The 19,587-nt window shown below is 72.0% G+C and carries 16 protein-coding genes; 7 read left to right on the forward strand and 9 right to left on the reverse strand.

The window, feature by feature from the left end:
- Nucleotides 1-28 precede the first annotated feature (28 nt).
- Both ACZ6IM_RS25035 and ACZ6IM_RS25040 read left to right on the forward strand, forming a co-directional pair.
- Nucleotides 29-3,952: a glycoside hydrolase family 2 TIM barrel-domain containing protein gene (locus tag ACZ6IM_RS25035; protein WP_052840574.1), complete on the forward strand. Its 3,924-nt coding sequence runs from the start codon at nt 29-31 to the stop codon at nt 3,950-3,952.
- A gap of 39 nt (nt 3,953-3,991) precedes the next feature.
- Complete coding sequence (locus ACZ6IM_RS25040; RefSeq protein WP_052840573.1) at nt 3,992-4,870, forward strand: DUF72 domain-containing protein; 879 nt, start codon at nt 3,992-3,994, stop codon at nt 4,868-4,870.
- Here the strand turns inward: ACZ6IM_RS25040 and ACZ6IM_RS25045 are convergent.
- Nucleotides 4,851-5,213 (reverse strand): ArsR/SmtB family transcription factor, encoded by a 363-nt coding sequence (locus ACZ6IM_RS25045; protein WP_052840572.1) that lies wholly within the window; start codon nt 5,211-5,213, stop codon nt 4,851-4,853. The two genes, ACZ6IM_RS25040 and ACZ6IM_RS25045, sit on opposite strands and share 20 nt — an antisense overlap.
- 85 nt (nt 5,214-5,298) lie before the next feature.
- Here ACZ6IM_RS25045 and ACZ6IM_RS25050 point away from each other — a divergent pair, with 85 nt between their 5' ends.
- The 4 genes from ACZ6IM_RS25050 (at nt 5,299) to ACZ6IM_RS25065 (ending at nt 10,357) form a co-directional block, all read left to right on the forward strand.
- The gene (locus tag ACZ6IM_RS25050) at nt 5,299-7,221 is read left to right on the forward strand and encodes a heavy metal translocating P-type ATPase (protein WP_469559489.1); all 1,923 of its coding nucleotides are present in this window, start codon (nt 5,299-5,301) and stop codon (nt 7,219-7,221) included.
- 79 nt (nt 7,222-7,300) lie between these two features.
- Entirely contained in the window at nt 7,301-8,785 is a 1,485-nt protein-coding gene (locus ACZ6IM_RS25055; RefSeq protein WP_469559203.1) for an AlkA N-terminal domain-containing protein, read from the forward strand.
- Nucleotides 8,786-8,813: 28 nt separating this feature from the next.
- Nucleotides 8,814-9,308, forward strand: a complete 495-nt coding sequence (locus ACZ6IM_RS25060) for a methylated-DNA--[protein]-cysteine S-methyltransferase (RefSeq protein WP_052840570.1) — start codon at nt 8,814-8,816, stop codon at nt 9,306-9,308.
- A 179-nt stretch (nt 9,309-9,487) separates the two neighbouring features.
- On the forward strand, nt 9,488-10,357 hold the full coding sequence (locus ACZ6IM_RS25065; RefSeq protein ID WP_052840569.1) for an LLM class flavin-dependent oxidoreductase: 870 nt from the start codon (nt 9,488-9,490) through the stop codon (nt 10,355-10,357).
- A gap of 22 nt (nt 10,358-10,379) precedes the next feature.
- On the opposite strand, the gene ACZ6IM_RS25070 is transcribed toward ACZ6IM_RS25065, so the two are convergent.
- The gene (locus ACZ6IM_RS25070) at nt 10,380-11,105 is read right to left on the reverse strand and encodes a Sir2 family NAD-dependent protein deacetylase (RefSeq protein WP_052840568.1); all 726 of its coding nucleotides are present in this window, start codon (nt 11,103-11,105) and stop codon (nt 10,380-10,382) included.
- Nucleotides 11,106-11,210: 105 nt separating this feature from the next.
- A complete protein-coding gene (locus ACZ6IM_RS25075; protein ID WP_052840567.1) occupies nt 11,211-11,705 on the reverse strand; it encodes an NUDIX domain-containing protein in 495 nt (164 codons plus the stop codon).
- Nucleotides 11,706-11,889: 184 nt separating this feature from the next.
- On the opposite strand from ACZ6IM_RS25075, the gene ACZ6IM_RS25080 reads away from it, so the two are divergent.
- Nucleotides 11,890-13,032 (forward strand): glycerate kinase family protein, encoded by a 1,143-nt coding sequence (locus ACZ6IM_RS25080; RefSeq protein WP_052840566.1) that lies wholly within the window; start codon nt 11,890-11,892, stop codon nt 13,030-13,032.
- Nucleotides 13,033-13,206: 174 nt separating this feature from the next.
- Here the strand turns inward: ACZ6IM_RS25080 and pssA are convergent, their stop codons facing one another.
- From pssA to ACZ6IM_RS25110, 6 genes are all read right to left on the reverse strand, one after another.
- Nucleotides 13,207-14,025 (reverse strand): CDP-diacylglycerol--serine O-phosphatidyltransferase, encoded by an 819-nt coding sequence (gene pssA / locus ACZ6IM_RS25085; protein WP_030178550.1) that lies wholly within the window; start codon nt 14,023-14,025, stop codon nt 13,207-13,209.
- 22 nt (nt 14,026-14,047) lie between these two features.
- A complete protein-coding gene (locus tag ACZ6IM_RS25090; RefSeq protein WP_052840565.1) occupies nt 14,048-14,704 on the reverse strand; it encodes a phosphatidylserine decarboxylase in 657 nt (218 codons plus the stop codon).
- 170 nt (nt 14,705-14,874) lie between these two features.
- On the reverse strand, nt 14,875-16,080 hold the full coding sequence (locus tag ACZ6IM_RS25095; RefSeq protein ID WP_052840564.1) for an acyl-CoA dehydrogenase family protein: 1,206 nt from the start codon (nt 16,078-16,080) through the stop codon (nt 14,875-14,877).
- A gap of 2 nt (nt 16,081-16,082) precedes the next feature.
- Nucleotides 16,083-16,595: a MaoC family dehydratase gene (locus ACZ6IM_RS25100; RefSeq protein WP_052840563.1), complete on the reverse strand. Its 513-nt coding sequence runs from the start codon at nt 16,593-16,595 to the stop codon at nt 16,083-16,085.
- A gap of 5 nt (nt 16,596-16,600) precedes the next feature.
- On the reverse strand, nt 16,601-17,563 hold the full coding sequence (locus ACZ6IM_RS25105) for an HpcH/HpaI aldolase/citrate lyase family protein (protein ID WP_052840562.1): 963 nt from the start codon (nt 17,561-17,563) through the stop codon (nt 16,601-16,603).
- Nucleotides 17,560-19,587 carry a protein meaA gene (locus tag ACZ6IM_RS25110; RefSeq protein WP_469559211.1) on the reverse strand — a complete coding sequence of 676 codons (2,028 nt, stop codon included), beginning with the start codon at nt 19,585-19,587 and terminating at the stop codon, nt 17,560-17,562. Before ACZ6IM_RS25110 ends, ACZ6IM_RS25105 begins: the two co-directional genes overlap by 4 nt.

The raw sequence follows: 19,587 nt of genomic DNA on the forward strand, positions 1-19,587 counted from the left end.
CCCCCGAAGCCCACGGAAGGCCACGGTCATGCCGCACTCGCCCGTGTCACCCACCCAGTCCCCGTCCGGTCCGGCCGGCCGTCCCCGCCCGGTCGTCAGCCGCCGCCGTCTCCTGGAGGGCGGCGCCGCCGTCCTCGGCGCCCTCGCCCTCTCCGCCTCGCCCGTCACCGCGCGGGCAGCCGGACGCCGGGCGGCCGCCGACGAGCCCCCGGAGTGGAACGACTTCGGTGTCTTCCGGCTCGGCACCGAGCCACCGCACGCCACGCTCACGCCCTACGCGGACGTCGAGCAGGCGCTCGCCGGCGACCGGGCCCGCTCGCCCTACCGGCTGAGCCTGGACGGCACCTGGAAGTTCGCCTACGCCGACCGCCCCGAGGACCGGGACGCCGACTTCCACCGCACCGACGTGGACGACGGCGACTGGGAGACCATCCCGGTCCCCTCCGTGTGGCAGCTGCACGGCCACGACTTCCCCATCTACCTGAACATCACCTACCCGTACTGGGGCCCCAACGGCCTCGGCGAGGACCCGCAGCCGCCCGCCGCGCCGACCCGCTACAACCCGGTCGGCCAGTACCGGCGCACCTTCACCGTCCCCCGCGACTGGAAGGGACGGCGCACCTTCCTCCACTTCGAGGGCGTCAAGTCCGCGCACTACGTGTGGATCAACGGTGAACTGGTCGGCTACGACGAGGACTCCTGTACGCCGTCCGAGTACGACGTCACCGACCACCTCAAGCCGGGCACCAACCAGATCGCCGTCGAGGTCTACCGCTACTCCGACGGCGACTGGATGGAGGACCAGGACATGATCCGGGTGAGCGGCATCTTCCGCTCGGTCCACCTCTACTCCACCCCGGCCGTGCACCTGCGCGACTTCAAGCTGGACACCCCGCTCGACGACACCTACACCGGCGGCGAACTGGCCGTCACCGCGAGCGTGCGGGCGTACGGCGCGGCCGGCACCGGGCGCTACACCGTCGAGACCCAGCTGTACGACGCGCGCGGCCACGCCGTCTGGTCCCGGCCGCTGGAGCAGCCCGTCGACGTCGGCACGGCCCGCGCCGGCGAGGACGTGACCGTACGGGCCGCCAAGGCGGTGCCGAAGCCCGCGCTCTGGTCGGCCGAGCACCCGAACCTCTACACGGCCGTCCTGCGCCTGCGGGACCCCGCGGGCAAGGTGACCGAGACCGTGTCCCACCGGGTCGGCTTCCGCGAGTTCGCGCTCAAGGACGGGCTGATGCGGATCAACGGCGAGCCGGTGTCCTTCCGCGGCACCAACCGCCACGAGATGCACCCCTCCCGCGGCACCGCGCTCACCCGCGAGGACATGGTCGAGGACATCAGGATCATCAAGCGGATGAACATCAACAGCGTCCGCACCTCGCACTACCCGAACAACCCGTACTGGCTGGAACTGGCCGACGAGTACGGCCTCTACCTCGTCGACGAGACCAACCTGGAGACCCACGGCATCCGCGACGAGTACCCCGGCGACCACCCCGACTGGACGGCGGCCTGCGTGGCCCGCGCCCAGAACATGGTGCACCGTGACAAGAACCACGCCTCCGTCGTCATCTGGTCGCTGGGCAACGAGGCCGGCGGCGGCTCCACCTTCACCGCCATGCACGACTGGATCCGCTCCTACGACGACACCCGCGTCATCCAGTACGAGGGCGACGACCGCCCCGGGATCAGCGACATCCGCTCGGAGATGTACGACAGCCCGCAGCGCGTCGAGCAGCGCGCGAAGGACACCGCCGACACCCGGCCGTACGTCATGATCGAGTACGCCCACTCGATGGGGAACTCCACCGGCAACTTCAAGAAGTACTGGGACATCGTCCGCCGGTACGACGTGCTCCAGGGCGGCTGGATCTGGGACTTCGTGGACCAGTCCCTCTACACGCCCGTCCCCGCCCGCACCCTGCTCACCGAGACCGGGCCCGCCGGGCTGCGCGGCGAGATCCTCGCCACCCGCGGCACCCTCGACCGCGACAAGGGCCTGTCCGGCATCACCGTCTTCGAGCGCGACGACAGCCTGGACCTCACGGGTTCCCTGACCCTGGAGGCCTGGGTCACCCCGCACGTGACGGGCTACCACCAGCCGATCCTCGCCAAGGGCGACACCCAGTACGCGCTGAAGCAGAACGACCGTACCCTGGAGTTCTTCATCCACTCCGCAGGCCAGTGGATCACCGCGAACTGGACCGTGCCGGACGACTGGACCGGCCGCGAGCACCACCTCGCGGGCGTCTTCGACGCGGACGCCGGGACCCTGACCCTCTACGTCGACGGCGTCGAACGGGCCACCCGGACCACCGACCGGCGCCCCAGCAGCAACACCGCGCCCCTCGCGCTCGCCACTGACGCCGACAACCAGGTACGGGAGTTCAGCGGCACCATCCGGCGCGCCCGCGTGTACGCCCGCGCCCTCGCCGCCGCCGAACTGGCATCCGAGGGCCGCGGCCCCGGCGACGACGGCGTGCGGTTCTGGTTCGACGCCGCCACCGTGAAGACCGAGCGGAAGCGGCCCGGGGACAAGACCTTCCTCGCCTACGGCGGAGACTGGGGCGACAACCCCAACGACGGCGCCTTCGTCGCGGACGGCATCATCACCGCCGACCGCGGCCACACCGGCAAGGCCGCCGAGGTCAAGCGCGTCTACCAGGCGATCAACGCCGCCCGCACCCCCGGCGGGGGCCCCGGCGCCGTCACCCTCACCAACGAGTACCTCTTCACCCGCCTCCGGGAGTTCGACGGCCACTGGGAACTCGTCGCCGACGGCGAGGTGGTACGGCGCGGGAAGCTGACCCGGGAGCAGCTGGACGTGGCACCGCGGTCGAGCAAGGACATCACCGTCCCCGTACGCCTTCCCGGCGACCCCGCCCCGGGCACCGAGTACTTCCTGCAGCTCTCCTTCACCACCAAGGAGCCCACCCCGTGGGCGAAGGCGGGCTTCGAGGTGGCCCGGCAGCAGCTCCCCGTCGAGACCGGCGCCCCCGCCGTGACCCCGGCACGCCTGGCGAGCGTCCCGGCGCTGCGCCACGAGGACCGCGACCAGGACGTGCGGATCACCGGCAAGGGCTTCTCGGTCACCGTCGACAAGCGCACCGGCACCATCACCTCCTACGAGGCCAAGGGCACCCGGCTGATCACCTCCGGGCCCGTGCCCAACTTCTGGCGCGCGCCCACCGACAACGACAAGGGAAACGGCCAGCACACCCGCAACCAGACCTGGCGCGACGCGGGCGCCCGCCGGAAGGTCACCGGCGTCGCCGTGCGCGCGCTCGGCGACCGGGCCGTCGAGATCAAGGTCACCGGCACGCTGCCCACCTCGGTGGAGTCCGCGTACGGCACCACCTACACGGTGTTCGGCAACGGCGAGATCAAGGTCGACAACACCCTGCACCCGGGCGCCGCGAACCTGCCCTACATCCCCGAGGTCGGCACGATGCTGTTCCTGCCGGGCCGCCTGGACCGGGTCCACTGGTACGGCCGCGGCCCCGAGGAGAACCACTGGGACCGCAACGACGGCACGGACGTCGGCCGGTACTCCGGGACCGTCGCCGAGCAGTGGACCCCGTACATCCGCCCGCAGGAGAACGGCAACAAGACCGACGTCCGCTGGATCGCCCTCACCGACCGCCAAGGCGTGGGCCTGCTCGCGTCCGGCGAACCCCTCCTTGAGGCCAACGCCTCGTACTTCACGCCGGAGGACCTCTCGGCCGGCGTACGGCACGACTACCAGCTCACCCCGAGGGACGAGGTCGTCCTGCGCCTGAACCACCGTCAGATGGGCGTCGGCGGCGACAACAGCTGGGGCGCGCACACCCACGACGAGTTCAAGCTCTTCGCCGACCGGGACTACGCGTACACCTACCGGCTGCGCCCGCTCACCGACGTCCGGGAGGCGACGCGGGCCTCGCGGCGGCCGACGGCGACGCAATAGGCCCGGATCACGACGGGGGCCCGGGGTAACCGGGCTCCCATGGGTGACATTCTGGTCGGCGCCTGCTCGTGGACGGACCGTCAGCTCCTGGCGAGCGGCTGGTACCCGCGCGGGCGCCGGGACGCGGAGGGGCGGCTGCGGCACTACGCCTCGCGGCTGCCCGTCGTCGAAGTGGACGCCGCGTACTACGCGTTGCCGAGCCGGCGCAACAGCGAGCTGTGGGTGGAGCGCACACCGGACGGCTTCCGCTTCGACGTCAAGGCGTTCTCGCTGCTGACCGGCCACCCCACCCGCCCGGAGGCCCTCCCCGCCGACCTGCGGGGTGCCGCACAGGCGCGGCTCGGACGGGGAGAGACGAGCCAGGGGGTGCTGGACGAGGTGTGGGGCAGGTTCGCCGAGGCGGTCGGACCGCTGCGCGAGGCCGGGCGGCTGGGCGCCGTGCTCTTCCAGTTCCCGCCGTGGTTCGCCCCCGGTTCCCGGTCGGAGGCGGCCCTCGAAGCCTGCGCCCGGCGGACCGAGGGCTGGCCCGTCGCGGTGGAGTTCCGGCATCCGGGCTGGTGGGAGGCGCAGCGGGCGGAGACCACCCACGCCCTGCTCCGCACCCTGGGCGCCTCGGCCGTCGGCACCGACATGGCGCAGGGCCTGCCCGGCTCCCTGCCGCCCGTCGCGCCGGTCACCCGGCCCGGCCTCGCCGTCGTCCGGTTCCACGGGCGCAGCCGGACCTGGGGGAGGGGGACCAAGGAGGACCGCTTCCGGTACGACTACGACGTGCGCGAACTCGCCGCCCGGGTGCCCCGCCTCCGGCGCGCGGCACGCCAGTCGCAGGAGCTGCATGTGCTGTTCAACAACTGCTGCGCGGACGCCGCCGTACGCGCGGCCGAGACCATGCGGCGGCTGCTCACCGAGCCGTGTCGCTGATCCCCAGCCGCAGGTGCTCCACGTGGAACACGGCCTGGTCGAGCAGCCCGGCGACATGGTCGTCGTGCAGGGCGTACACCACCGAACGGCCCCGGCGCTCGCCGACCACCAGACCGAGGTTGCGCAGCAGCCGCAACTGGTGCGAGCAGGCCGACTGCTCCATGCCGACCTCCGCCGCCAGCTCGGTGGCGGGCAGCGGGCCCTCGCGCAGCCGGGCGAGGATCAGCAGCCGGGACGGGGTGGACAGGGCCTGGAGGGTGGTGGCGACCTTCGCCACGTTGTCCGCGTCCAGGCGCACCCGCTCGGCGGCGTCCTGCGCGGTGGTGGCGGCTCCGTGACCCATGCGGTCATCTTACGCATCCCCCTGACGGACTCCCCGGAGACACATGAACGGATGAACGAATGAATGAGTCTTCATGTGTTCCTGTATGGTGTGCCGCGTGTCCACCACCCTCGCCCCCGCTCCGCAGGCCGCGCCCACCGCCTCGGCGCCGCCCCGCCGCCGCACCCGCGTCCTCGCCCTGCCCGAGGCCCGCTGGGCGCTCGTCTCCCTCGTCGCGTTCCTCGCCGCCCTGCCCCTCGACCTCGGCGGCGCCCCCGCCTGGACGCACGGCCCGCTCTACGCGATCGCCTACGCCGCCGGCGGCTGGGAGCCCGCGCTCGAAGGGCTGCGGGCGCTGCGGGAGAAGACCCTGGACGTCGACCTGCTGATGATCGTCGCGGCGCTCGGCGCGGCCTCCATCGGGCAGGTGCTCGACGGCGCCCTGCTCATCGTCATCTTCGCCACCTCCGGCGCTCTGGAGGCCCTGGCCACCGCCCGCACCGCCGACTCCGTGCGCGGCCTGCTCGACCTCGCGCCGACCACCGCGACCCGGGTCCGGCACGGCGGCGAGGAGACCGTCGCGACCGCCGACCTCGCCGTCGGCGACCTGGTCCTGGTCCGGCCGGGGGAGCGGATCGGCGCCGACGGCACGGTCGTCGAGGGCGCCGGTGAGGTCGACCAGGCCACCATCACCGGCGAGTCCCTGCCCGTCCTCAAGCGCGCCGGCGACGACGTCTTCGCCGGCACCCTCAACGGCACCGGCGCCCTGCGCGTCCGCGTCGGGCGCGACCCGGCCGACTCGGTCATCGCCCGGATCGTCACCCTCGTCGAGGAGGCGTCCCGCACCAAGGCGCCGACCCAGCTGTTCATCGAGAAGATCGAGCAGCGCTACTCGGTCGGCGTGGTCGTCGCCACCCTCGCGGTCTTCGGCATCCCCTTCGCCTTCGGCGCCGACCTCACGGACGCCCTGCTGCGCGCCATGACCTTCATGATCGTCGCATCGCCGTGCGCGGTCGTCCTCGCGACGATGCCGCCGCTGCTCTCGGCCATCGCCAACGCCGGCCGGCACGGCGTCCTGGTCAAGTCCGCGGTCGCCATGGAACGCCTCGGCGAGATCGACTCCGCGGCCCTCGACAAGACCGGCACCCTCACCGAGGGCACCCCCGAGGTGACCGCGGTGACCCCCTCGGCCGGCGGCGATGCCGACGAGGACGCCCTGCTCGCCCTCGCCGCCGCGGCCGAGCACCCCAGCGAGCACCCGCTGGCCCGCGCGATCGTGGCCGCCGCCCGCGCCCGGGGACTGCCCATCGCGCCCGCGCACGACTTCACGGCGGCTCCCGGTCGCGGCGTGACGGCCGTGGTCGACGGCCGCACGGTGCACGTCGGCCGCGCCGATCCCACCGAGGGCGCTGCGGGCGCCGAGACCACCGTCCGCGTCACCCGCGACGGCACCCTCCTGGGCACCCTCGCCCTCACCGACCGCCTCCGCGCCGACGCCGCCCGGGCCACCACCCGGCTCACCGCCCTCACCGGTACCGCCCCCACCCTGCTCACCGGCGACCACGCGGCCGCCGCCGCCCGGGTGGCCGACGCGACCGGCATCACCGACGTCCGCGCCGGACTCCTGCCCGAGGACAAGGTCGAGGCCGTAAGGGAGAGGGAGCGGGCCGGCCGCAAGGTGCTCTTCGTCGGCGACGGCGTCAACGACGCCCCCGCGCTGGCCGCCGCGCACGCCGGGATCGCCATGGGCCGGGCCGGCTCCGACCTCGCCCTGGAGACCGCCGACGCGGTCGTCGTGCGCGACGAGCTGACGGCCGTACCCGCCGTCGTACGGCTCTCCCGGCGCGCCCGTCGGCTGGTCGTCCAGAACCTGGCCGTCGCCGGGGTCTGCATCACCGTCCTCGTCCTGTGGGACCTGATCGGCCACCTCCCGCTGCCGCTCGGTGTCGCGGGCCACGAGGGCTCGACCGTGCTGGTCGGCCTGAACGGCCTGCGGCTGCTGCGCGAGTCGGCATGGCGCCCGGAGTGATCCGCGGGACCCCAGCACGGGGCACGTCCATGTCGGATTCCCGCCAGCCCCGGCCCGTCCGGTGGACCATCCTGGACGCATGCAGACGGGAATGCACACCGACACCGAGCGCTGCGTGCGCGCCGTCCGGTCGAAGGACGCGCGGTTCGACGGCTGGTTCTTCACGGCCGTCCTGACGACCCGCATCTACTGCCGGCCCAGCTGTCCGGTGGTGCCGCCCAAGCCCGGGAACATGACCTTCTACCCGAGCGCGGCGGCCTGCCAGCAGGCCGGGTTCCGGGCGTGCAAGCGCTGCCGCCCGGACACCAGCCCCGGCTCGCCCGAGTGGAACCAGCGCGCCGACCTCACGGCCCGCGCCATGCGCCTGATCGCCGACGGCGTCGTGGACCGCGAGGGCGTGCCCGGCCTCGCCGCCCGCCTCGGCTACAGCACCCGCCAGGTCGAACGCCAGCTCCTCGCCGAACTGGGCGCGGGCCCCCTCGCGCTCGCCCGGGCCCAGCGCGCCCAGACCGCACGGCTGCTGATCGAGACCACCGCTCTGCCCATGGCGGACATCGCCTTCGCGGCCGGCTTCTCCTCCATCCGCGCCTTCAACGACACGGTCCGCGAGGTCTACGCCCTCTCCCCGAGCGAACTGCGCACCCGCGCCCCCAAGAGCCGCCCCGCCCGCACCGCCCCCGGCGCCCTGTCCCTGCGCCTCCCCTTCCGCACACCGCTCAACCCCGACAACCTCTTCGGCCACCTCGCCGCCACCGCCGTACCCGGCGTGGAGGAGTGGCGGGAGGGCGCGTACCGGCGCACCCTGCGCCTCCCGTACGGCCACGGCATCGTGGCCCTCACACCGAACCCCGACCACATCGCCTGCCGCCTCACCCTCAGCGACCTGCGCGACCTGACCGTCGCCATCAGCCGCTGCCGGCGCCTGCTCGACCTGGACGCCGACCCGACGGCGATCGACGACCAGCTGCGCGCCGACCCGCTGCTCGCGCCGCTCGTCGACAAGGCTCCCGGCCGGCGGGTGCCCCGCACGGTGGACGAGGCGGAGTTCGCCGTACGGGCCGTGCTCGGCCAGCAGGTCTCCACCGCCGCCGCCCGCACCCACGCCGCCCGCCTGGTCACCGCGCACGGCGATCCGGTGGACGACCCCGAGGGCGGCCTGACCCACCTCTTCCCGTCCACCGAGGCGCTCGCGGCGGTGGACCCTGAGACGCTGGCGATGCCCAGGACCCGCCGCACCACCTTCACCACCCTGGTCGGCCGCCTGGCCGACGGCTCGGTCAACCTGGGCGTCGAGAGCGACTGGGCCGAGACCCGCGCCCGGCTCCTCGACCTGCCCGGCTTCGGGCCCTGGACCGCCGACGTCATCGCCATGCGCGCCCTCGGCGACCCCGACGCGTTCCTCCCCACCGACCTCGGCATCCGCCGCGCCGCCGGCGAACTGGGCCTGCCCTCCACCCCGGCCGCGCTCACCGCCCGCGCGGCGGCCTGGCGGCCCTGGCGGGCGTACGCCGTCCAGTACCTGTGGGCGACCGACGACCACCCCATCAACTTCCTGCCCGTATGAGCCCGTCCGAGGAGCCGGAGCGAAACCCGTGAAACAGCACACCGTGATCGACAGCCCCTACGGCGCACTCACCCTCGTCGCCGAGGACGGCGGCCTGTGCGGCCTCTACATGACCGACCAGCGCCACCGCCCGCCGGAGGAGACCTTCGGCGAGCGCGACGGACGCCCCTTCGCCGAGACCGAGGAGCAACTGGAGGCCTACTTCACCGGCGAACTGAAGGACTTCACCCTCGGCCTGCGGCTGAACGGCACCCCGTTCCAGCGCACCGTCTGGGCCCAGCTCCAGAAGATCCCGTACGGCGAGACCCGCACCTACGGCGAACTCGCCGCGGCTCTCGGCAATCCGGCCGCCTCCCGCGCGGTGGGCCTCGCCAACGGCCGCAACCCGGTCGGCATCATCGTCCCCTGCCACCGCGTCGTCGGCGCGAGCGGCGACCTCACCGGCTACGGCGGCGGCCTGGAGCGCAAGCGGCGGCTGCTGGACTTCGAACGGGGAGCGGCGGGACCGGAGCCGTTGTTCTAGGCACCTGCCCCCGGCGGAAAAGCGTTGCCCGCGCGCCGGGGGCCCGTTACGCTCACCGGACTTCGAAGACCACGCTCTCCCGAACGATGCCGCAGACGGGGAGCAGGCCCGCGCAAGCAGCCCGGGGCCACGGAGGGGCGGCGCCACTGTTCCGGCATGCCCTCCAAAGGACCGCACCCATGCATTCCACGCAGCCCCCGCACATCGGCCTCGGCCTTCCCGTCGACGACCCCGCCCTGCTGCCGAGCTGGGCACGGCGCGCCGACGCGCTCCCCTTCAGCACGCTCGGCCTGCTCGACCGGCTCGTCTACGACAACCCCGAACCCCTGATCACCCTCGCCACCCTGGCGGGCGCCACCTCCCGCATCCGCCTGCAGACCGAGGTGTTGATCGCCCCCGTCCACAACACCGCCCTGCTCGCCAAGCAGACCGCGACCCTCGACCGTCTGTCGGGCGGTCGCTTCACGCTCGGCATCGGGGTCGGCGGGCGGGCCGACGACTGCCTCGCCGCCGGCATCGACCTCCACCGCCGGGGCCGCCGCCTCGACGAGCAGTTGACCCGCCTGCGCCGCACCTGGGCCGGCGAGCCCTACGCGCAGGACGTCGCCCCCATCGGGCCCCGCCCCGCCACGCCCGGCGGACCGCGGGTGCTGTTCGGCGGCTTCGCCCCGGCAGCCCTGGAACGGGTCGGCCGCTTCGGCGACGGCTTCCTCGGCGCGGCCCTGCCCGCCGCGCACATGTCCGGTCTGTTCCGCCAGGTCGAGGCGGTCTGGCAGAAGTACGACCGCCCGGGCCGACCGCACCTGGTCGCCCAGGCGAGCGTCGCCCTCGGCCCCGACCCCACCGTGGAGGGGGCCCGGCGGGCACTCGGCGACTACTACGCCTTCACCGGACGCGCCGAATACATGACCCGGGGCCTGCTCACCGGCGCAGGGGAGATCCGAGCCGCGGTCGACGCCTTCGGGGACATCGGCGCCGACGAGGTGGTGCTCTACTGCTGGTCCTCCGACCTCGACCAGGTCGACCGCCTCGCCGACGCCGTGTTCTGACCGTCCTCGCGGCCGTCGCGGCTCAGCCCAGCCCGCGCAGCAGCGCGGGCAGGGCGGTGCCGATCGGCTCCCGCACCACCTCGTCGGCCAGGTCGTCGTAGGGCGTCGGCTCGGCGTTGACCACGACCAGCCGGGCCCCGTGCTCGACGGCGACGCCGGCCAGTCCGGCGGCGGGCTCCACCTGGAGACTGGTGCCGACGGCGACGAACACCTGGCACGCCTTGCTGATGGCGACCGCCTCGCCCAGCACCACCGGGTCGAGGCGCTCGCCGAACATCACGGTCGCCGACTTCAGAATGCCGCCGCACTCCAGGCACGGCGGGTCGTCCTCCCCGGCCTCGATCCGGGCGAGGGCGTCCGCCATCGGCCCCCGGGCCCCGCAGCCGGTGCACACGTAGGCGCGCGCGGTGCCGTGCAGTTCGAGGACCTTGCGGGCGGAGACCCCGGCGAGCTGGTGCAGACCGTCCACGTTCTGCGTGATCACGCGGACCGGCACCCCGCGCCGCTCCAGCTCGGCCACCGCGCGGTGCGCCACGTTCGGCTGGGCGTGCAGCGCCGCGCTGTCGCGCCGCATCAGCCACGAGCGCCGCCTGATCTCCGGATCACCCATGTAGTACTCGTACGTGACGAGCTTCTCGGCCTCCGGATCGCGCCGCCACAGCCCGTTCGGACCGCGGTAGTCGGGGATGCCGGAGTCGGTGGAGACGCCGGCACCGCTGAGGACGGCGACGAGAGGCTTGCCGGTCATGCGGTCGAGGGTAGGACGGCGGGGTGCGGTCGGCGAACGGTTATCGGTACGGGACGGTTATCAGTACGGACGGCTATCGGTGCCGACGGCTGCCGGTGGGGGCGGTCATCGGTCGACCCGCACGCCGTCGACCAGCTCGGCCGGGCCGGAGCCGTCCGCCAGTACGTCCAGCGCGGCCAGCACCCGGCCGTACAGGGAACCGAGCAGGTGGTCGCCGAGTTCCCCGCGCGGCACCAGCCGCCAGGACAGTAGTTCCTCCTCCTGGAGCCGGATCGCCTTGAGGTCGTCCTCCGACAGGACACCGCCGTCGTACAGGTACGCCACGATCGGCGGCCTGCCCGCCCCGTTCGACCAGTCCACCGCGAGCAGCCGGCCGATGGGCACGTCGAGTCCGATCTCCTCCAGGCTCTCCCGCCGCGCGCCCTGCCGCGGTGTCTCCCCGGCGTCGGACTCGATGGTCCCGCCCGGCAGCGTCCATCCCTCGCGGTAGTTGGGCTCGACGAGCAGCACCCGCCCCCCGGCGTCCCGGAAGACCGCGGCGGCACCGGCGAGGACACGGGGCAGACCGGCGATGTAGGTGGCGTAGTCAGCAGTGGTCATCCCGAAAGCGTAGCGAGCCCGCGCCCGGGCCCGGGGGACTCGCGGGGCGGGCGCGCGGCCGGTTCCACGGTGTGGGCAGGGCATGACGGCACGGGCGTCCTCCGGTTAGGGTCGCAGCGGCGCGACTGCCTTGACGTGCGCAAGGCTCGGAGAGCAAGGGGAGAGCAAGGTGGCTGACGCTGCTGTGGACGGGACCCGTCGGGTACTCGTCGCCGCGGACAAGTTCAAGGGCTCGCTGACGGCCGTCGAGGTCGCCGAGCGCGTCACGGCAGGACTGCGCCGCGTCGTGCCGGACGTCCTGGTCGAGGCGCTGCCCGTCGCCGACGGCGGCGACGGCACGGTGGCCGCCGCGGTCGCGGCCGGGTTCGAGCGCCGGGAGGTACGGGTCGCCGGTCCCCTCGGCGACGAGGTGACGGCGGCGTACGCGCTGCGCGAGGACACCGCTGTGGTGGAGATGGCGGAGGCCAGCGGCCTCCAGCGGCTCCCGGACGGTGTCCTCGCACCGCTGACGTCGTCCACGTACGGCTCGGGCGAGCTGCTGCGGGCCGCGCTGGACGCGGGGGCGCGGACCGTCGTGTTCGGGGTCGGCGGCAGCGCCACCACGGACGGCGGCGCCGGGATGCTGGCCGCGCTGGGCGCGCGGTTCCTGGACGAGGACGGCGAGCCCGTCGCGCCGGGCGGGGGCGGGCTCGCGGGACTGGCCTCGGCCGACCTGTCCGGTCTCGACCCGCGGCTGTCCGACGTGGAGCTGGTGCTCGCCAGCGACGTCGACAACCCGCTGACCGGTCCGAAGGGCGCCCCGGCGGTCTACGGCCCGCAGAAGGGTGCCTCGCCGGACGACGTGACCGCCCTGGACGCGGCCCTCGCGCACTTCGCGAAGGTGCTGGAGCAGACGGAGGGCGTGGGCGCGCGGGCCGCCGAGTACGCCGCGTCGCCGGGCGCGGGGGCGGCGGGCGGCATCGGGTTCGGGGCGATGCTGCTGGGGGCGCGGTTCCGGCCCGGCATCGAGGTGATGCTGGACGTGCTGGGCTTCGCGCCGGCGCTGGACCGGGCGGACCTGGTGATCACCGGGGAGGGCTCGCTGGACGAGCAGACCCTGCACGGGAAGGCACCGGCGGGCGTCGCGGCGGCGGCACGGGCCGCGGGCAAGGAGGTCGTCGCGGTGTGCGGGCGCCTCGCGCTGCCGGCGGAGGAGCTGGGGCGGGCCGGGATCCGGCGGGCGTACCCGCTGACGGACGTCGAGCCGGACGTCGCGAAGTGCATCGCGGACGCGGGGCCCATCCTGGAGCGGGTGGCGGAGAGCATCGCGCGGGACTTCCTGGCGTAGGGGAGTCCCCCCCGGGGGTGAAACCTCACCTCTGTCCCCACCGAGCCGGGTGGGCATAGGCCCGGGTCCCTGGGGGGCGGAGCCCCTCAGGGACGCCGACACCGACGCTGGGCACGCACACAACGGAAGGGCCCCGAACCCGACCCGGGTCCGGGGCCCACCGACATTCACACGTCACGGAAGCTGCGCGGCCCGCGCCTCCCGCCGGTTGTCACGGAAGTTGTTCACCCGGCGAGCGGTGGCGAACAGGGGGATCACCGCCCCCATCACCAACTGCAACGCACACCCCGTCTGCAGCAGCAGCTGCCCGCTCGGCGCGTCGAAGGCCCAGCCGGCCAGCAGCCCCATGGACAGGACGATCCACGACAGCATCGCCACCGCGAGGCGCCCCCGCGGCTTCGGGTACTCGACCCGGCTCACCATCAGCCACGCCGTGCCGAGGATCGCCAGCAGCGTCGCCACGAAGGGCAGCTCGAGCAGCACGATCGACACCACCGTCAGTGCGCCGAACGGCGACGGCATGCCCTGGAACGTGCCGTCCTTGACCGTGACGCAGGAGAACCGCGCAAGCCGCAGCACCACCGCCAGCAGCACCACGATCGCCCCCACCGCCGCCACCCGCTGGTAGGCGTCGTCCGCGACCATGCCGTAGACGAGGACGAAGTACGCCGGCGCGAGGCCGAAGCTGATCAGGTCGGAGAGGTTGTCCAGCTCCGCGCCCATGGGCGACGACCGGAGCTTGCGGGCGACCAGGCCGTCGAACAGGTCGAAGATCGCCGCGCACAGCATCAGGATGACCGCGGTGGCCGCGCTGTGCCGGGCCATGCCCGACTCGTCGCTGCCCATGAGGTGGGGGATGAGGATGCCGGTGGTGGTGAAGTACACCGCCATGAAGCCGCATGTGGCGTTGCCGAGCGTGAGCGTGTCGGCTATCGACAGGCGGAGCGAGAGCGGCATCTCCTCCTCGTCGTCCACCTCGTCGGCCTCCGGCACCCATCCGGCCTGGGTCTGTGGATCAATCACGGTCAATTCGAGTCACCCCAGCCACCGTCTTCTGACCCACCTCGACCGCGACCTCGACGCCCTCCGGCAGGTACAGGTCCACGCGGGAGCCGAAGCGGATCAGACCGACCCGCTCGCCCTGCTCGACCTTGGTGCCCTGCGGCACGTACGGGACGATACGGCGGGCCACCGCGCCGGCGATCTGGATCATCTCGATGTCGCCGAGCTCGGTGTCGAAGTGCCACACGACGCGCTCGTTGTTCTCGCTCTCCTTGTTGAAAGCGGGAACGAAGCCGCCCGGCACGTGCTCGACCGACGTCACCGTGCCCGACAGCGGGGCGCGGTTGACGTGGACGTTGAGCGGGCTCATGAAGATCGCGACGCGGGTACGGCCGTCCTTCCACGGCATGATGCTCTGCACCACACCGTCGGCGGGCGAGATGACCCGGCCCTGGGTGATCTCGCGCTCGGGGTCGCGGAAGAACCACAGCATCCCCGCCGCGAGCGCGGTGGCGGGGACGGCGACGGCCTTGGCGGCGCCGGAACGGCGAGCGCGCAGGAGGCTGACGGCTGCGGTGGCGACGGTCGGCAGAAGCCACGGCGAGGCTCCGCGCGCGAGGCGTACGCCGGCGAGGCTGTCGCGAGGTGCAGAGGTTTGGCTGTGGGGCATGGATGACCTTCGTAGCGGATGATGCCGCGCTATGACGGGGGACGGCGGCTTTCCGGCGATCGTAGCGGCTCCGCGCCGCAACTGGGTAAGCCAGGAAGCCGAGTCGGCGGCCGAACACTGCCTACGGGGTGTGACCTTCTTCTCCAAGAAAACACCCCGTATCCGGACATCTAACCCTGGAATCGATACTCTTCGAGCAGTCGGCGGCCGATGATCATTTTCTGGATCTCGGCGGTGCCTTCACCGATGAGCAGCATCGGCGCCTCGCGGTAGAGGCGCTCGATCTCGTACTCCTTGGAGAAGCCGTACCCGCCGTGGATCCGGAAGGCGTCCTCCACGACCTCCTTGCAGTACTCGGAGGCGAGGTACTTGGCCATCCCCGCTTCCAGGTCGTTTCGTTCGCCCGAATCCTTTTTGCGTGCAGCGTTCACCATCATCGCATGCGCCGCCTCCACCTTGGTAGCCATCTCCGCGAGCTTGAACTGGATGGCCTGATGCTGGGCGATCTGCTTGCCGAAAGTGTGACGCTGCTGGGCGTACCGGACACCCAGCTCGAAGGCACGCTGAGCGACGCCGCAGCCACGGGCCGCCACGTTGACGCGGCCGACCTCGACGCCGTCCATCATTTGGTAAAAACCTCGGCCGGTGACGCCGCCGAGCACCCGATTGGCCGGAATGCGCAGGCCGTCCATGATGAGCTCGGTGGTGTCGACGCCTTTGTAGCCCATCTTGTCGATCTTGCCGGGGATGGTCAGGCCCGGGCGGACCTCGCCGAAACCGGGCTCCTTCTCCACCAGGAAGGTCGTCATCGACTTGTGGGGGGCGGTTCCCTCGGGGTGACCCTCGTCACTCCGGACCAGGACGGCCACCAGCGACGACGTCCCGCCGTTCGTCAGCCACATCTTCTGGCCGTTCAGGACGTACTCCTCGCCGTCCCGCACCGCCTTCGAGGAGATCGCCGAGACGTCGGAGCCCAGCGCCGGCTCGGACATCGAGAAGGCGCCCCGGATGTCGCCCGCTGCCATGCGCGGCAGGAAGTGGTCCTTCTGCTCCTGGGTGCCGTGCTGCTTGAGCATGTACGCCACGATGAAGTGCGTGTTGATGATGCCCGACACCGACATCCAGCCGCGGGCGATCTCCTCCACGCACAGGGCGTAGGTCAGGAGCGACTCGCCCAGGCCTCCGTACTCCTCGGGAATCATCAGCCCGAACAGGCCGATTTCCTTCAGCCCGTCGACGATGTCCTGCGGGTACTCGTCCCGGTGCTCCAGCTCGGTGGCGACCGGGAGGATCTCCTTGTCCACGAAGCCCCGGACGGTGGAGAGGATCTCCCGCTGGACGTCCGTGAGGCCGTGGGTCTGGGCGAGGCGGCTCATCTCTACTTCCCCTGTTCCTTCAGCTCGGGGCGGCCCGGCTGCTCGCCGCCGCGCTCCTTGATGTACGTCTCGGTCGGCACCATCACCTTGCGGCGGAAGACGCAGACCAGCGTGCCGTCCTGCTTGTAGCCCTTGGTCTCGACGTGGACGATGCCCCGGTCGTTCTTCGACTTCGAGGGCCACTTGTCGAGCACGGTGGTCTGGCCGTAGACCGTGTCGCCGTGGAAGGTGGGCGCCACGTGCTTGAGCGACTCGATCTCCAGGTTGGCGATCGCCTTGCCGGAGACGTCCGGGACGGACATGCCGAGCAGGAGCGAGTAGATGTAGTTGCCCACCACCACGTTCTTGCCGAAGTCCGTCGTCTGTTCGGCGTAGTTGGTGTCCATGTGGAGCGGGTGGTGGTTCATGGTGAGCAGACAGAACAGGTGGTCGTCGTACTCCGTGACCGTCTTCCCGGGCCAGTGCTTGTACGTCGCCCCGACCTCGAACTCCTCGTAGGTGCGTCCGAACTGCATGGCCCTCAGCCCTCCGGGATCTCGAACTTGCTGGTGCGCCGCATGCCGGCGGCACGCCCCTTGCCGGAGACGACCAGGGCCATCTTGCGGCTGGCCTCGTCGATCATCTCGTCGCCGAGCATCGCCGAGCCCTTCTTGCCGCCCGCCTCGGACGTGTAGTAGTCGTACGCGTCCAGGATCAGCTCGGCGTGGTCGTAGTCCTCCTGGGAGGGCGAGAAGATCTCGTTGGACGCCTCGACCTGGCCCGGGTGCAGGACCCACTTGCCGTCGAAGCCGAGGGCGGCGGCGCGCCGTGCGACCTCGCGGTAGCCGTCCACGTTGCGGATCTGCAGGTAGGGGCCGTCGATCGCCTGGAGGTTGTTGGCGCGGGCGGCCATAAGGATCTTCATCAGGATGTAGTGGTAGGCGTCCGCCGGGTAGCCGGGCGGCTGCTCGCCCACGACCAGGGACTTCATGTTGATGGACGCCATGAAGTCGGCCGGGCCGAAGATGATGGTCTCCACGCGCGGGCTCGCCTGGGCGATCTCGTTGACGTTGTTCAGACCCTGCGCGTTCTCGATCTGCGCCTCGATGCCGATCCGGCCGACCTCGAAGCCCATCGTCTTCTCGATCTGGGTGAGGAGGAGGTCGAGGGCGACGACCTGCTGGGCGTCCTGGACCTTCGGGAGCATGATGCAGTCCAGGTTCGGGCCCGCGCCCTCCACCACCGTCACGACGTCCCGGTACGTCCACTCGGTCGTCCAGTCGTTGACGCGCACGACGCGGGTCTTGCCGGTCCAGTCGCCCTCGTTGAGGAACTTGACGATCGTGTGCCGTGCCTCGGGCTTGGCGAGCGGCGCGCAGGCGTCCTCCAGGTCCAGGAAGACCTGGTCGGCGGGGAGGCCCTGGGCCTTCTCCAGGAAGCGCGGGTTCGAGCCGGGCACCGCCAGGCAGGAACGCCGGGGGCGAAGGCGGTTGACCGTGGTCATGCGGGGACCTCCAGGGGGTCGAGCTTGTTCGCGTTCCGGATCTCGTCGACGATCCGGCCGATGATGCCGGTGATGTCGAAGTCCTTCGGGGTGAAGACCGCGGCCACTCCCGCGGCCCGCAGTTCCTCGGCGTCACCGTTCGGGATGATGCCACCGGCGATCACCGGGATGTCTGTGGCACCGGCCACACGGAGCCGTTCGAGCACGTCCGGCACCAGCTGGGCGTGCGAGCCGGACAGGATGGACAGGCCCACCGCGTGCACGTCCTCCGCCAGGGCGGCGTCCACGATCTGCTCCGGGGTGAGCCTGATGCCCTGGTAGACCACCTCGAACCCGGCGTCGCGGGCGCGCACGGCGATCTGCTCGGCGCCGTTGGAGTGGCCGTCCAGGCCGGGCTTGCCGACCAGGAAGCGGAGCTTGCCGACGCCCATCTCCTTGGCCGTCAGCTCCACCTTGCGGCGCACCTGGGACAGGGCCGAGCCCTCCTCCGCGGTGACCGCGACCGGCGCCGAGGACACGCCGGTGGGCGCCCGGAACTCGCCGAAGACCTCGCGCAGCGCCCCCGCCCACTCGCCGGTCGTGGCGCCGGCCCGGGCGCACTCCAGGGTGGCTTCCATGAGGTTGGCGGTGCCGCGCGCGGCCTCCTTCAGCTTCTCCAGGGCCTTGCAAGGGCGCGGGTGGTTGAAGGGCGGCTGGTAGCGGGTGTCGCGCCAGTGCTGCAGCGAGGCGATGACACGGGCCTCCACCGCCGGGTCGACCGTCTGGATCGCGGTGTCCAGGTCGGCGGTCAGCGGGTTGGGCTCGGTGCCCTCGAAGGCGTTGACACCGATGATCTTCTCTTCGCCGGACTCGATCCGGGCCCGGCGTTCGGCGTGCGAGGCGACCAGTTGCGACTTGAGGTAGCCGGACTCGACGGCGGCCAACGCACCGCCCATCTCCTCGATGCGCCCGATCTCCGCGAAGGCCGCCTCGACCAGCTCCTCGACCTTGGCCTCGATCACCTTCGAACCCTCGAAGATGTCCTCGTACTCCAGCAGGTCGCTCTCGTGCGCCAGCACCTGCTGGATGCGCAGCGACCACTGCTGGTCCCAGGGGCGCGGCAGGCCGAGCGCCTCGTTCCAGGCCGGCAACTGCACGGCACGCGCGCGGGCGTCCTTGGAGAGGGTCACGGCGAGCATCTCCAGCACGATCCGCTGGACGTTGTTCTCCGGCTGCGCCTCGGTCAGGCCCAGGGAGTTGACCTGGACGCCATAGCGGAAGCGGCGGTGCTTGGGGTTCTCGATGCCGTAGCGCTCGCGGGTGACGCGGTCCCAGATGCGGCCGAAGGCGCGCATCTTGCACATCTCCTCGACGAAGCGGACGCCCGCGTTGACGAAGAAGGAGATGCGGCCGACCACGTCGCCCATGCGCTCCTGCGGCACCTGACCGCTGTCCCGCACCGCGTCGAGGACGGCGATCGCGGTGGACATCGCGTACGCGATCTCCTGCACCGGCGTGGCGCCCGCCTCCTGCAGGTGGTAGCTGCAGATGTTGATCGGGTTCCACTTGGGCAGGTGGGAGACCGTGTACGCGATCATGTCCGTCGTCAGGCGGAGCGACGGTCCCGGCGGGAAGACGTGCGTGCCCCGGGACAGGTACTCCTTGACGATGTCGTTCTGGGTCGTGCCCTGGAGCCTGGTGATGTCCGCGCCCTGCTCCTCCGCGACGACCTGGTAGAGCGCCAGCAGCCACATGGCCGTGGCGTTGATGGTCATCGAGGTGTTCATCTGCTCCAGGGGGATGTCCTGGAACAGCCGGCGCATGTCACCGAGGTGCGCGACCGGCACGCCGACCCGGCCGACCTCGCCGCGGGCGAGGACGTGGTCGGAGTCGTACCCGGTCTGGGTCGGCAGGTCGAAGGCGACCGACAGACCCGTCTGGCCCTTGGCGAGGTTGCGCCGGTACAGCTCGTTGGACGCCTCGGCCGTGGAGTGACCGGCGTAGGTGCGCATGAGCCACGGCCGGTCCTTCTGACGCTCACTCAT

The organism is Streptomyces sp. NPDC042336 (assembly GCF_055581985.1).